This is a genomic window from Mesorhizobium sp. P2_B11, assembly GCF_056404855.1.
Genome location: NZ_JBFUDF010000001.1, coordinates 64,943 through 79,053 on the forward strand (window position 1 = coordinate 64,943; position 14,111 = coordinate 79,053).

The window sequence follows — 14,111 nt, forward strand, 5'->3', positions numbered from 1 at the left end:
ACGATGGATTTCGGTCTTTCGGAAGAGCAAAAACTCATCGTCGAGACGACGCGCGCCTTCGTCGAGAACGAGCTTTACCCGCATGAACGTGAGGTCGAGCGCACCGGCGTGCTGCGCCGTGAACTGATCGAGGAGATCAAGGTCAAGGCGATCGAAGCCGGGCTCTATGCCGCCAACATGCCGACTGACGTCGGCGGCGCCGGCCTCGATACGGTGACCTGGCTGCTCTACGAAAAGGAGCTCGGCCGCGCCAACTATGCGCTGCACTGGACCTGCGTGGCGCGCCCCTCCAACATCCTTCTGGCCGGCACCCCGGAGCAACGCGAAAAATACCTGTTTCCTTGCATCCGCGGCGAGAAGTGGGACTGCCTGGCGATGACCGAGCCCGGCGCCGGCTCCGACCTGCGTGGCATGAAGGCAACGGCCGTGCAGGACGGCGATGACTGGGTGCTCAACGGCACCAAGCATTTTATCAGCCACGCCGATCTCGCCGATTTCGCGATCTGTTTCATGGCTTCGGGCGAAGAAGAAACGCCGCGCGGAAAACGCAAGAAGATCACCGCCTTCTTCGTCGACAAGGGCACCAAGGGTTTCACGGTGCGCGATGGCTACCGCAACGTCTCGCATCGCGGCTACACCAACGCCATCCTCGAATTCGACGATTGCCGGCTGCCGGCGAGCCAGGTGTTGGGCGAAGTGCACAAGGGCTTCGAGGTTGCCAATTCCTGGCTTGGCGCCACCCGCCTGCAGGTCGGCGCCACTTGCCTCGGCCGTGCCGAGCGGGCGCTTGGCCATGCCATCGAATATTCCGCGCAGCGCCAGCAGTTCGGCCAGCAGATCGGCAAGTTCCAGGGCGTGTCATTCAAGCTCGCCGACATGGCGACCGAATTGAAGGCCGCCGACCTGATGGTGTTCGAAGCCGGCTGGAAGTACGATCAGGGCACCGTCACCGATCAGGACATGGCGATGGCCAAGCTGAAGGCTACCGAAATGCTGGCTTACGTTGCCGACGAGGCCATCCAGATCCATGGCGGCATGGGGCTGATGGACGACCTGCCGCTGGAGCGCATCTGGCGCGACGCCCGCGTCGAGCGCATCTGGGAAGGCACTTCGGAGATTCAGCGACATATTATTTCGCGGGCGCTGCTGCGTCCGTTCGGAGCATAGAGCATGATGGCCCCCAAACCGGGCCCCGGTTTTGGGGAGAAGATCATGCTCAAACGAAAAGATGGCCATGCATAAACTCGAACGTCTCCTGCGCCCGAAGTCGATAGCTGTGTTCGGCGGGGCGCAGGCCGCTGCCGTCGTTGCCCAATCGATCAAGATGGGCTTTGCCGGCGAAATCTGGCCGGTGCATCCAACCAAGGACGAGGTCGCTGGCCGCAAGGCCTATCGCTCCGTTGCAGACCTTCCCGCTGCGCCCGACGCTGCCTTTGTCGGCGTCAACCGCCATTTGACCATCGAGGTGGTCAAGGCGCTGGCTGAGCGTGGCGCCGGCGGCGCCGTCTGCTTTGCCGCGGGTTTTCTCGAGACCGAGGCCTATGACGACGACGGTGAGCGGCTGCAGGCCGAACTGGTGGCGGCTGCCGGCCAGATGCCGATCATCGGCCCGAATTGCTATGGCCTGATCAACTATGCCGATGGCGCGTTGCTGTGGCCCGACCAGCATGGCGGCATCAGGCTGCCCGAAGGCGCCAAGGGCGTCGCCATCATCACCCAGTCCTCCAACATCGCCATCAACATGACGATGCAGAAGCGCGGCCTGCCGATCGCTTTCCTGATGACGGCGGGCAACCAGGCGCAGACCGGCCTGTCCGAAATGGCGCTCGGCCTGATCGAGGATGACCGCGTTACCTCGCTCGGTCTGCACATCGAGGCCTTCGATTCGGTAGCCGGCTTCGAGAAGCTGGCGGCACGGGCGCGCGAACTGAAAAAGCCGATCATCGCCATGAAGGTTGGGCGCTCCGAACAGGCAAGGCAGGCGACCGTCTCGCACACCGCATCGCTTGCCGGCTCGGATGCCGCTTCGGGCGCTTTCCTGCGGCGGCTTGGCATTGCGCGTGTCGATTCCATACCCGCCTTCATCGAGGCGCTGAAGCTGCTGCACGTCACCGGTCCGCTGCCCGGCTATCGTCTGTCGTCGATGAGCTGCTCCGGCGGCGAAGCCTCGGTGATGGCCGACAGCGCCGAAGGGCGCTGGGTCAATTTCCCGGAGCTCACCAGCAAGCACCGCGCCCATGTCAAATCGACGCTCGGGCCGCTGGTGGCTGTCGCCAATCCGTTGGACTACCACACCTTCATCTGGAACAACGAGCCGGCGATGACCGCCACCTTCACCGCCATGGTGTCGGGAGGCTTCGACCTCAACATGCTGGTGCTCGATTTTCCGCGTCCCGACCGCTGCTCGGTCACCGACTGGTGGGCAACGCTGCGCGCCTTCGAATCGGCGCTGAAGACCAACAAGGCGCATGGCGCCATCGTTTCCTCGCTGCCGGAGAACCTGCCGGAGGAGTACACCGCCGAGCTGATGGCGCGCGGCATGGTGCCGTTGTTCGGCATTTCCGAAGCCATGGATGCCGCAGGTGCGGCAGCCTTCATCGGCTGGGCCTGGGCCGAACCGCAGGCGCAGTCGATCGATACATCGGCTGCCGGCGCTTCCGAAGGCGGCCATGTGACGCCTGACGAGGCCGAAGCCAAGGAGCGGCTGATCAAGGCCGGCTTGCCGGTGCCGAAGGGCGAACGCGCCGCCAATGCGGTCGATGCCGTGATTTCGTCGATGGCGCTCGGCTTCCCGGTGGCGCTGAAGGCGCTCGGCGTCACCCACAAGTCGGAAGTCGGCGCAGTCAGGCTGAACCTGAGGGACGCCGAATCCGTCAGCACGGCGGCGCACGATCTGCTGCCGCTCGGCACCGGGCTCTATGTCGAGCGCATGGTGCGCGACGGCGTCGCCGAACTGATCGTCGGCTTCACCCGCGACCCGATGTTCGGCGCTGTGATGACGCTGGGCACCGGTGGCGTGCTGGTCGAACTGTTGCGCGACAGCGTCACCCTGATGCTGCCGGCGACGCGCGACGATATCGAGGCGGCGTTGCGCCGCCTGAAGCTGTTCCCGCTGCTCGAGGGCTATCGCGGCCGGCCCAAGTCCGATGTCGCGGCTGCCATCGAGGCCATCGCGGGCATTGCCGACTTCGTGCAGAAGAACGCCGGCGAGATCGAGGAACTCGACATCAACCCGCTGATCGTTTGCGCCGAAGGCAAGGGCGCCTGGATCGCCGACGCGCTGCTGGTGCTGGGAAACAAGAAGAATGTCTGACGTCATTTCGACCCGCCGCGAGGGCACCATCCTCGAGGTCACACTCGACCGGCCGAAGGCCAATGCCATCGACCTGAAGACGTCGCGATTGATGGGCGAAACGTTCAAGGCGTTCCGTGACGATCCGGAGCTCCGCGTCGCCATCGTCAAGACCGCCGGCGACAAGTTCTTCTGCGCCGGCTGGGATTTGAAGGCTGCTGCCGGCGGCGACGCGGTCGACGGTGACTATGGCGTCGGCGGCTTTGCCGGCCTGCAGGAGCTGCGCGACCTCAACAAGCCCGTCATCGCCTGCGTCAACGGCATGGCGGTGGGCGGCGGCTTCGAGCTGGCGCTGTCCTGCGATCTCATCTACGCCTCTGACCATTCCTCCTTCGCACTGCCCGAAATCCGCGCCGGCACATTGGCCGACGCAGCGACGATCAAGCTGCCGAAGCGCATTCCCTACCATGTCGCCATGGATCTTCTGCTCACCGGCCGCTGGATGGATGTCGCGGAAGCGCATCGCTGGGGCCTGGTCAACGAGGTGCTGCCCAAGGACAAGCTCGAAGATCGCGTCTGGGAGATCGCAAGGCTGCTGGCCAGCGGCCCGCCGCTGGTCTTCGCCGCGATCAAGGAGACGGCGCGGGTGGCCGAGGCGCTGACCTTCCAGGAAGCGATGAACAAGGTGACGGGCCGGCAATTGGCGACCGTCGATGCGCTTTATGGCTCCGAGGACGGTATGGAAGGGTTCCGCGCGTTTGCGGAAAAGCGCGAGCCAGTGTGGAAGGGGAAGTAATCTCCAGGTGATGGCGCGAGGCACCCCCCTCTGCCCTGCCGGGCATCTCCCCCTCAAGGGGGGAGATTGGCAGCTCGGATATCAGCGCTCATCTACCAACGTTGGCGATTGGCGAAAGCCTTCGCGAAATCCAATCTCCCCCCTTGAGGGGGAGATGGCCGGCAGGCCAGAGGGGGGTGCCTGGGCTCGGCCTTTACAGTCGGCGCGACCAGCATGACCGACTACAAAACCCTCATCGACGCCGAGACCTGGGCCTTCATCGAGCGAACCAATTCCTACTATCCGCCCGACACAATCGACTACACCATTGCCCAGCAGCGCGCGATTTATGACCTGATGTGCCGCGAATTCTTTGCCGGCTATCCCGACGGCGTGACGGTGGAAACGACCATCATTGCCGCGCACGACATTCCGATCCGCATCTATCGCTCCGTCTCGCCGAACAAGGCGGCGATGGTGCTCTACATTCATGGCGGCGGTTTCATCCTCGGCGGGCTGGACAGCCATGACGATGTCTGCGCCGAACTGTGCGCCCGCACCGGCTTCGAGGTGGTCTCCGTCGACTACCGGCTGGCGCCGGAGCATCTGCACCCGGCCGCCTTCGACGATGCGCTGCATGCCTTCGAATGGGCTGCCAAAACCTACGACCGTCCCGTCCTGCTCTGCGGCGACAGCGCCGGCGGCAATCTCTGCGCAGCCGTCGCCCACGCAACGCGTGGCCATGCAAAGCGGCCAATCGGCCAGGTGCTGATCTATCCCGGCCTCGGCGGCGACCGCTCGAGGGGCTCCTACGTGACGCATGCGGAAGCGCCGATGCTGACCATGCGCGATCTCGACTTCTACAAGCACATCCGCACCGGCGGCGCTGACGGCACCGGTGACATCACGTTGTCGCCGCTCGCCGACACCGATTTCGCCTACCTGCCACCGACTGTGCTGATCACCGCCGAGTGCGATCCGCTGTCGTCCGATGGCGAGGCCTACCGCGACCGCGTCCTTGCAGCAGGCGGCCACGCCACCTGGTTCGAGGAGCCTGGGCTGGTGCATGGCTATCTCCGGGCCAGGCACACGGTCGGCCGCGCGCGCGCCTCCTTCAGCCGCATCGTCGAGGCGGTGTCGGTGCTAGGCAGAGGCGGCTGGGTCTGGTGATCCGGCTCAACCACGGACGAAGGCGATCAGCGCCTCGGCCATGCGATCGTTGAATTCCTGGCGAAAGCGGTTCTTCTTCAGCCATTCCGGGTTTGAGCCGACGGTCTTGTTGGCATCGACGACAACGCCTTTGCCGTCGACAATGAAATAGTCGATGGCCCCGAAATCCAGGTTGAGCCGCTGCCGCACCGCCAGCACCTCCGGCGGGACGGCGCCGCCGACCTCATTGCTCAGGATTTTTGAGCCGGCGCACAGCACGTCGTCATAGACCTGCCGCATGTTGATCTCGGCGCCGAGCAGGAACATGTAGCGATGCTTAACGATCGGCAGATCGAGGGTTTCGAAGGCGAATTTCTCGACCATCAGCCGATCGTTGCGCCATACATCCTGCGGGACCTCGCCGATCGTCTGGTAGACACGATAGGGCGGGCACAGGCGTTCCTTGTAGCCGGGGTCGAAGAGCTTGCGGATGGCATGCGCGCTCCGGGTCAGGCCGTTGCGGTGTTGCCACCAGCGCTGCTCAGGCCGGCCCCTGGAGTTGAGGACGGTTTTGACAATGACCGGCCCCTTGTGGCTGTCGCCGGCCTCCAGTTTCAGCGTCGAATAGAGGTATCTGTGGATGGACAGCGCGCGGCCATTGATGCTGCGCTCGTAACGTTGGCCGATCTCCCGGTAGGGCGCCGGAACCACGGTCAGGTCGATATGCAGCAGGGCCGCGGGCGCCCTGTCCTGGCGGGCCGGCCGGTCCAGCAGGCGGACCTTCAGCCCGGCCTGTTCCAGGTAGGGCAGCAGCTGCGTAATGCTGTAGCCCCGCACCAGGTGGAAATTGCGCAGGCTCTCCACATAGACATCGAGATCGGCCGCCACGAGCCGCTATTCCTTGATATCGACGCCCGAGAAATCATGGTGATCAAACGGGTCCATGACATAGCCGGTCACCCGATCGCGCATCGGCACCGAGACCACGGAGTGGGCGATGACGACCCACGGCATCTGCTCCCTGAAGATCGTCTGCGCCTGCGCATAAAGTTTCGCGCGGGCAGCGGGGTCGGCGATCCCGGCTGCCTGCTTGAGCAGGTCGTCGAAGGCCGGGAAACACCAGTTGGCGCGATTGGTGGTGCCGACGCCGGCACAGCCGAGCGGCACGGACAGGAAATTGTCGGGGTCGCCATTGTCGCCGGTGAAGCCGAACAGCATGGCGCCGTCGCGGTCGCGTGCCTTTGAGCGGGCAAGATATTCCGTCCACTCATAGGTGACGATGTCGACGCTGACGCCGATCTTTGCCAAGTCGGACTGGATCATTTCAGCCATGCGCTGCGCATTGGGGTTGTACGGGCGCTGCACCGGCATGGCCCAGATCTTCATATGCAGGTCCTTGATGCCGGCATCGGCGAGCGCCTGCCTGGCGGCAGCCGGGTCAAAGACATGACCGGGGCTTGTCTTGTCATAGGCCCAGGAGGTTGGCGGCAGCGGATTGCGTGCGACTTCGCCGGTGCCGCGGAACACGACGTCGACCAGTGCCTGGGTGTCGATGGCCATGGCGATCGCCTTTCTCACCCGCGGATCGTCGAAGGGCTTCTGCAGCGTGTTGAAGGCGAGGTATCCGGTGTTGAGGCCTTCCTGCCGCATGACCTTGATGCCGGGCGTCGCCTTGATCGCCTCGAGGTCGGCCGGATTTGGATAGGGCATGAGATCGCATTCGCCGGCACGCAGCTTTTCCATGCGAGTGCTGGCATCGGTGGTGATGGCGAAGACGAGGTCGTCGATCTTCGGTCGGCCGCGCCAGTAGTCCGGGTTGGCCTTGTAGCGGATGACCGCATCCTGCTGATAGTCGACAAGCTGGAACGGACCCGTCCCAACCGGCTTCAGCGCCAGATCGAGCAGCCGCTTCTCGGCGACGAGCTTCTCGGCATACTCCTTCGAGACGACCGAAGCGAAATCCAACGCCAGGTCGGCAAGCATCGGCGAATGCGGTGCCTTCAACGTCAGCACCACCGTATAGTCGTCAACCCTGCGCCAACCGGCGACGAGGCGTGCCATGCCAATGCCGTCGAAATAGATGTACTGGCGTTTGGCATAGTTGTTGAACGGGTTCTGCGCATTGCCCTGCCGGTCGAAGGTGAACAGCACATCGTCGGCGTTGAAGTCCCGGCTCGGCGTAAAGCCCTCGATGCTGTGAAATTTCACCCCATGCCGTAGGTGGAATGTGTAGGTGAGACCGTCATCGGAAACCTCCCAGCGTTCGGCAAGGCCGGGACGCACCTTGGTGGTGCCGGGCTCGAACTCGACGATGCGGTTGTAGAGAGCGGTGGCCGAGGCGTCGCGGGCGCCGGAGGCGAGCGCTGGATCGAACGTGTCCGGACTGACCTCGGTGCAGTAGACCAAGGTCTTGGCCAGGGATTGATGGACCGGCAACGCACATGAAAAAAACGCCGCCAGCAACAGAACGAAGTGCCTGCGTGTCATGATACCCCCCAGGGTTGGGATGACGCTAGCAGAACCCGGCACTGACAGTAAGTAAGCCGGCCGGTCTTTCGCACCAGGCGGGTTTCCATCCTGAGTAGCCTGACACAAGAATTAGTCGCCGCTTATGTGAAATGGCGAACAGTCTCGGCCGCCGTTTTGGATGAACCTTTCCGCTTCCGCCTGCGACTGACGCTCAGGCGCCGCATGGTGCGGGGCCGGAAAGGATGCCCCCAATGACCAGGACCCCAGAGACTCCAAGGTCTCCGGGAACAACGGGAGCTCAGCGCGACCACCGCCTTCGGGATGGGGTCGATGCACTGGGCTTTCGGCTGATTCCGTTGACCCTGCGCAAGAGCAGGCGTATCGTGAGGATGAGGAAAGCAGACAATTCGATCAGGGACGAACGTGACGGAACGCCGCGCCTTGCCCTGATTCGCGCGGCCAAGCCGGATGTTCCTCCCGAAAACTTCGGGGGGAGTTTTATGTCCTGCGATCGCGCTACGTCCATGCCATCTCCACGCGGCGGTTTGCGCCGTTCGCTCCATCTGGCCGGCGGTTTGCTTGCCCTGGCGCTGAGCGCCACGCTCTGGCTGGGCACAGCTGCACGGGCGCAGGAAACCCAGATCATCTATCCCGGCTCGATGGCGGTGACCGGATTTTCCGGCACCGTCATTCCCAATTTCGACGAAGGGCTGCCGCCCGGCGTCGACCCGGTCGACGAAACCTTCATCGACACGACGCGCGCCACCTTGCGCGTTTTCGACGTTTCGGCGCTGGGCGGACCGGCCTCCGGCCAGCTCGTCTACACGCCGCCGCCCTTCGAGGTGACGGCCGAACAGATCGGCCAGGTGTTCGCCATCACCTATGACGACGGTGTGCGCGATGGCGTCCCGTCCGGCATGCCCAACCTCTATGCCGGCGCCACCTCGCTGCACGGCGTCCGCATCGTCACCCCAGACGAAGATTCCGACGGCCGGCCCGAGCGGCAGCGCCGCGGCACGGCCGGCACCGTATTCATGGACGGCCAGTTCGGCACCGAAAACGGCGGCGGTCCCGGCACGATCTGGAAGATCGACGGCATTACCGGCGCCGTCTCCAAATTCGCCGACATCGACACCAACAGCGGTCCCGGCATCGGCGACGTAACTTTCGACAGCAATCATCGCGAGTTCTTCGCCAGCGACCTCGACACCGGCCTCATCCACCGCATTGACGCCAATGGCACGCTGATCGATACATTCGACCATGGCGTTGCCGGACGGCCGGCGCATGGGCTGGCACCCGTCGCCGACGACGGCGCGGTGATGGACATACAGGGGGCGGCCTTCGATAGCGAAGACCCCGACACCTGGGGCTACACGCAGGATGAACGCCGCGTCTGGGCGGTCGCCTATCATGGCGGCCGGGTCTACTACTCGGTCGGCGAAAAGTCTGAAGTCTGGTCGGTGGGCATTGCCCGCGACGGCACATTCGCCGGCGATCCGCGCTGGGAGCTGACGGTCAAAGCCGACAAAGACTACGCCGTCACCGACATCGCCTTCGACAATCAGGGCTTCATGTACCTGGCGCAGCGCGGTCCGGTGGAAAACCGCTATGATTACAGCCAGTTCGCCGATTCCGGCAAAGGCGAGGTCATTCGCTACTGGCGCGAAAGCCCCGACGATCCGGCGACGGAATCCGAATGGGTGGAAGAGCCGCAGGAATATGCGGTCGGCTTCCCGCAAGGCAACCGGCAGTCGGCCGGCGGCCTCGACCTGCAATATGGCTACGACGCCGAAGGCAATCTCAACACCGGCGTGTGCACCGACACGCTGGTCAACACCGGCGACAAACTGCGCGACAACCCGACGCTGGCCGACCAGCTCGCCGCCGGCGGGCCGCTTGCCGTGCACGGCGTGCAGATCACGCCGACGCCGCTGGTCAAGCCGACTAACGTGCCGCCCTTCGGCTCGTGGTTCGTCGATTTCGACGGCTATTTTGAAGACCCCGAAGTGGAAGGCCATGTCGGCGACGTCGAGGTCTGGCACCCCTGCGAAGGCCGTGCCGGCTATTATGAAGAAATCCCCGGCGGTTACCTGCCGCCCTTCTATCCGCCTGACTTCCCACCGCCCGGCGATCTGCCGCCGTGCATCGATGTCGAGGATGTCCAGTTCTACTGCACGCCTCGCGGCCTCCAGGCCGACCTCTATCTCCATGACCATGCCGGCTTCGGCGGCGATTCGATCAAGGCCCAGTCCAGGACGCCAGGCGTCGGGGTGACATCACCCCAGTCGCACGCGCCCGGCAAGCCTTACACGATCGACATCACCGGCCATTATCCGGGCGACACAGTCGATGTCGGGCTCTGCTTCTACAGGCAATCCGACAAGGACAAGGGTGGCTACTACCCTTGCTGCAAGATGACTTTGCCGCTCAGAACCCCAGCCGTCAGCTGCGAACGTTGAGGAGGGGAAGATGAACACTTCAGCACTTTCCCCAACCGCAACACGCAACCAGAAAACCGTCATGGAGACCATCATGAGACCCCTGTCATACGCCAGGCGCGGCGCGCGCTGGCTGATGGCGGCCGGTATCGCGGTCGCCATGTACACCCCTGTGGCAAGCCACGCGGAAGACGCCGTCCCGATCACCCCGGAACTGCGGCTCGACCTCGACAACTCGAAAATCGTCACGCCGAGGCCGGAACGGGTCGTGCCGTTCTTCACCAAGAAAGGCACCCAGCGGAGCTGCGACTATGTCGTCTACTCCCTGAGCTTCGGCCTGCGCGGGGACCCGCAAGGCTTTGCCGACCCAAGCTTCGTGGCCAGGCTGAAGAAACTCCAGCTCGACTTCAAGGATCAGCTTCCGCACGGTCTTGCGATCGTCAACGTCAACGTGTCCGGCGACGGCACGGATGCGTCCGGCGGACCATTGCCGGGCGCGACGGTCAGCACCTCCGCCAATCCGAACGATACGGCGACGGTTTCCGATTTCCGGATTTCCGCCACCGATCTCGATGGCGCTGGCGCTGCCAATGAACGCGTCATCAATTTCAGGATCACCGCCAAGATCGACCATGCGGCGTTTCCATCGCCGACGGTCGTCGACAATCAGGGCGTGATCAAGGTGACGCCAGGCGTCGGCGCCGGGGTCATCATCCCGTCGCAGGATCCGGGCAAGCCCGACGATGGCGACTTCAAGACCGGCGTGAAGACCTCGATCAAGATCGACCTCACCAACTGCGACAAGCGGCCTCCGCCTCCCGACCGGGAATGCTTCAAGGTGGAGCGCGGCACGGTCGATTGCGTGCCCGGCGGCGGCGCCTTCATCTATCACATGCCTGTCGGCCCGGAGATGGGCGGCAAGTGGGTGCAGGTGTCGACGACCACCCCCGGCATCACCATCATCCCCGACACCCAGCTGGTGCCGGCGGGCGGTGGCGTGCTCAACTGGAAGATCATCGGCGCATCGCCTGGCGACGTCATCCACCTCATCGTCACCGGCATCGAGACCTATGCCGGCCCGGAGGAGGGTTGGGGCCTGTGCTGCACGCAGACCATCGACATCGTCATCCCGCGTGACCTCAGATGTCCGCCCGACAAGGAGCCGGACCTCAAGGTCGAAAAGCGCGCCGATGTCACACGGTGCACGATGGGTGGCGGCTGCGACTTCACCATCCGGGTCACCAATGTCGGCGGAGCGCCTTATCACGGCAAGATCGTGCTCGACGAGGTGACGCTGCCGGCCGGCTCGACGCTGGATTCAGGGCCCAATCCACCCTGGGTCTGCGTGCCCGGTGTGACCCCGATGACGTGCACCTATCCGGTGACCACGCTCAATCCGGGCGCCTCCGTCGACCTCAAGCTCGGCTTCAAGCCGGCCGGTGGCTGGCAAGGCGGCGCGCTGCGCAACTGCGCCACCTACAATTACGGCGCAAGCGGCAAGCCGCTGTTCGGCAGCCAGCAGAACGATCGCGGCTGCGCCTCGATCCCGATCTGCCGGCGTGGCGATCGCAACCCGGACTGCCGGCCGCCGGTCGACAAGAAGGTCGACCTGATCCTGAAGAAGCGTGCCCGCATTCCGGTCTGTACGCCCGCCGGCATCTGCTACTTCGTGATCGACATCATCAACAATGGCAGCGTCCCCTATAATGGGCCGCTGACGGTCATCGACAATTACCCGGGCGGCGCGCCGGCCTCTTCGACCTTCGGCCCGTCTCCGCCCTGGGCATGCGGACCGAACGGCCCCGGCCAGTTCCGCTGCTACAATGCCGGCATCGTGCTGATGCCGGGCGCCTCGACGCCGATCGTCGTCAAGGCGGTGATGCCGGCCGGCTACCAGTCGGATACGGTGGAAAACTGCGCGGCGCTGAAGCCTGTCCCTGGTGAGGTCGACCTCACCAACAACAAGGCCTGCGCCAAGGAACGCTTCCGGCATCCCAATGGCGGCAAGCCAGCCTTGCGCATAACCAAGACGTGCAATGGCTCGCTGGCCGGCGCGGCGGTGGTTTCCTGCCGCATCACCGTCATCAGCCTTGGCACCGCTGCCCCCACCGGTCCGGTGCGGGTCAATGATGCCGCCACGCTGATAGCAGGCGGCGCGCCGATCCAGATCCAGACCGTCACACCCGACGGCGCGGAATGGGCCTGCGGAGCGGTTCCGGCCAACGCGCTGTCGTGCCAGATTCCCGGCGCCGTCATGACGCCCGGAACCAGCCGGCACTTCGATGTGACGGTCTCGGCCAATGGCGCGTTCGAGAACTGCGCACGCGGCTCGTATGGTCCGGCTCCGGGAGACGACGTTGTCTACCCGTTCGGCCAGGCCTGCGCCAAGGGCGGTGGCATCTCCACCATCAGCGTCAAGAAGACGGGCGATGCCGAGTGCCAGCCCGGACAGCCCTGCTCGTTCGAGATCACCATTACCAATGACGGCCAGACCCCATTCTCGGGTCCGGTCCGCATCGGCGATGCGGTCGGCGTGGACGGGCTCGGCCGGCTCGAAGGCGTTGAGATCACCTCGATCTCGCCGCCCTTCGGCTGCTCGCCGGAACCGACGACGCTGCCTCTGTCCTGCATCGCCAACCTGACGCTCGGCGCCGGGGAAAGCCACGTGCACACTGTCACCGTGGTCCTTCCCGACGACGGCCGCCTGGCCAACCTGCAGGGCAATGTCAGCGGCCAGAACTGCGTCGGTGTCTTGTCTCCTGATACCAGGGTGCAAGGCGGCGACATGCTGTCCGGCGATCAGACCAACATCCAGGGCGATCGCGGCAAGGCCTATGCGTGCCATCCCTTCACCATAAAGCGTGAGGTGAAGAAAGAGTGCTCGCCGGGCTTTGTGATGAACGACGCCGGCCGGTGCGTGTGTCCGAAAGGCACTACGTTCCGCAACGGCCAGTGCTCGCCCGACGGTGGCGTCATCGTCGAGCCAAAGCCAAGGCCGTGCGTGCTGCTCAAGGGCCAGATCCGCACCGAGGATGGACGCTGTGTCTGCCCACGCGGAACCGAGCTCGAGAACGGCGCCTGCGTCAAGATCGACAAGCCGGGCTGCACGATCCCCGGTTCGGTCCCGACGTCGGACGGCAATGGCTGCTATTGCCCGGACGGCACGCATCTCGACCGACAGGCCAATGCCTGCGTGCGCGACAAGCAGAAGCCCGAGCAGTGCAGCATACGCGGCCAGGTTCATGACGCCGACGGCGATTGTGTCTGCCCGCGTGGCACCGAGGTGCGCAATGGAGCCTGCCGGCCGATCCGGCCGAAGCCTGAACAGTGCTCGATCCGTGGTCAGATACACAACGCCAATGGCGATTGCGTCTGCCCGGACGGCACCGAGGTCAGGGGCAAGGTCTGCCGGCCGATCCGGCCCAAGCCCGAGCAGTGCTCCATCCGCGGCCAGGTTCACGACGCCAACGGCAATTGCGTCTGCCCACGGGGAACCGAGGTGCGGGGCGGTGCCTGCCGGCAGAAGCGGCCTGTGCTGGAACAGTGCGACATACGCGGCCAGGTGCACAACAAGCGCGGCGAGTGCGTTTGCCCGCGCGGCACCCAGGTGATCGACGGTGCATGCCGCAAGCCGAGGCCGAAGCCGGAAGAATGTGCCCCGGGCTCGGTGATGGTCAACGGCCAGTGCCAACCGATCAGGCGGCGCTGCCCTGAAGGCACGGTCGGGCGGTTCCCGAACTGCCGGGCCATCCGCCAGCCGACGCTCGATCCGAGCCTGTTGCTCAATCCGAACGTGCTGCAGCAGTTCGCGCCGAAGCGCAGGCCAAGCGTTGAACAGCAGGATCCGGCTGGCAACAACATCCAGAACTCCAAGCCGTGATCCTGGCTTGATCTTCGACCAAAACCCCGCCGGAGCGATCCGGCGGGGTTTTTGCTTGGCGTGAACCTTGCGGCCTCGAGCGACGACCAACGCCTGAAGGAAACA

At 64.5% G+C, this 14,111-nt stretch carries 8 protein-coding genes; 6 read left to right on the forward strand and 2 right to left on the reverse strand.

Annotated features, from left to right (window positions below; translation table 11 throughout):
- The first annotated feature begins 3 nt into the window (after positions 1 to 3).
- The 4 genes from AC1DYJ_RS00280 (at position 4) to AC1DYJ_RS00295 (ending at position 5,237) form a co-directional block, all read left to right on the forward strand.
- Positions 4 to 1,167 carry an acyl-CoA dehydrogenase family protein gene (locus AC1DYJ_RS00280; protein ID WP_477278938.1) on the forward strand — a complete coding sequence of 388 codons (1,164 nt, stop codon included), beginning with the start codon at positions 4 to 6 and terminating at the stop codon, positions 1,165 to 1,167.
- A 67-nt stretch (positions 1,168 to 1,234) separates the two neighbouring features.
- Positions 1,235 to 3,313: an acetate--CoA ligase family protein gene (locus AC1DYJ_RS00285; RefSeq protein WP_477278940.1), complete on the forward strand. Its 2,079-nt coding sequence runs from the start codon at positions 1,235 to 1,237 to the stop codon at positions 3,311 to 3,313.
- Positions 3,306 to 4,088: a carnitinyl-CoA dehydratase gene (locus AC1DYJ_RS00290; RefSeq protein WP_477278942.1), complete on the forward strand. Its 783-nt coding sequence runs from the start codon at positions 3,306 to 3,308 to the stop codon at positions 4,086 to 4,088. The genes AC1DYJ_RS00285 and AC1DYJ_RS00290 overlap by 8 nt, the downstream gene beginning before the upstream one ends.
- A gap of 213 nt (positions 4,089 to 4,301) precedes the next feature.
- On the forward strand, positions 4,302 to 5,237 hold the full coding sequence (locus tag AC1DYJ_RS00295) for an alpha/beta hydrolase (RefSeq protein ID WP_477278944.1): 936 nt from the start codon (positions 4,302 to 4,304) through the stop codon (positions 5,235 to 5,237).
- 6 nt (positions 5,238 to 5,243) lie between these two features.
- Here the strand turns inward: AC1DYJ_RS00295 and AC1DYJ_RS00300 are convergent, their stop codons facing one another.
- Complete coding sequence (locus tag AC1DYJ_RS00300; RefSeq protein WP_477278946.1) at positions 5,244 to 6,104, reverse strand: hypothetical protein; 861 nt, start codon at positions 6,102 to 6,104, stop codon at positions 5,244 to 5,246.
- A gap of 6 nt (positions 6,105 to 6,110) precedes the next feature.
- Complete coding sequence (locus tag AC1DYJ_RS00305) at positions 6,111 to 7,703, reverse strand: ABC transporter substrate-binding protein (RefSeq protein WP_477278948.1); 1,593 nt, start codon at positions 7,701 to 7,703, stop codon at positions 6,111 to 6,113.
- A gap of 506 nt (positions 7,704 to 8,209) precedes the next feature.
- Here AC1DYJ_RS00305 and AC1DYJ_RS00310 point away from each other — a divergent pair.
- Positions 8,210 to 10,147 (forward strand): NHL repeat-containing protein, encoded by a 1,938-nt coding sequence (locus AC1DYJ_RS00310; RefSeq protein ID WP_477278950.1) that lies wholly within the window; start codon positions 8,210 to 8,212, stop codon positions 10,145 to 10,147.
- A 10-nt stretch (positions 10,148 to 10,157) separates the two neighbouring features.
- Positions 10,158 to 14,006 (forward strand): DUF7929 domain-containing protein, encoded by a 3,849-nt coding sequence (locus AC1DYJ_RS00315; protein WP_477278952.1) that lies wholly within the window; start codon positions 10,158 to 10,160, stop codon positions 14,004 to 14,006.
- Positions 14,007 to 14,111: the final 105 nt, after the last annotated feature.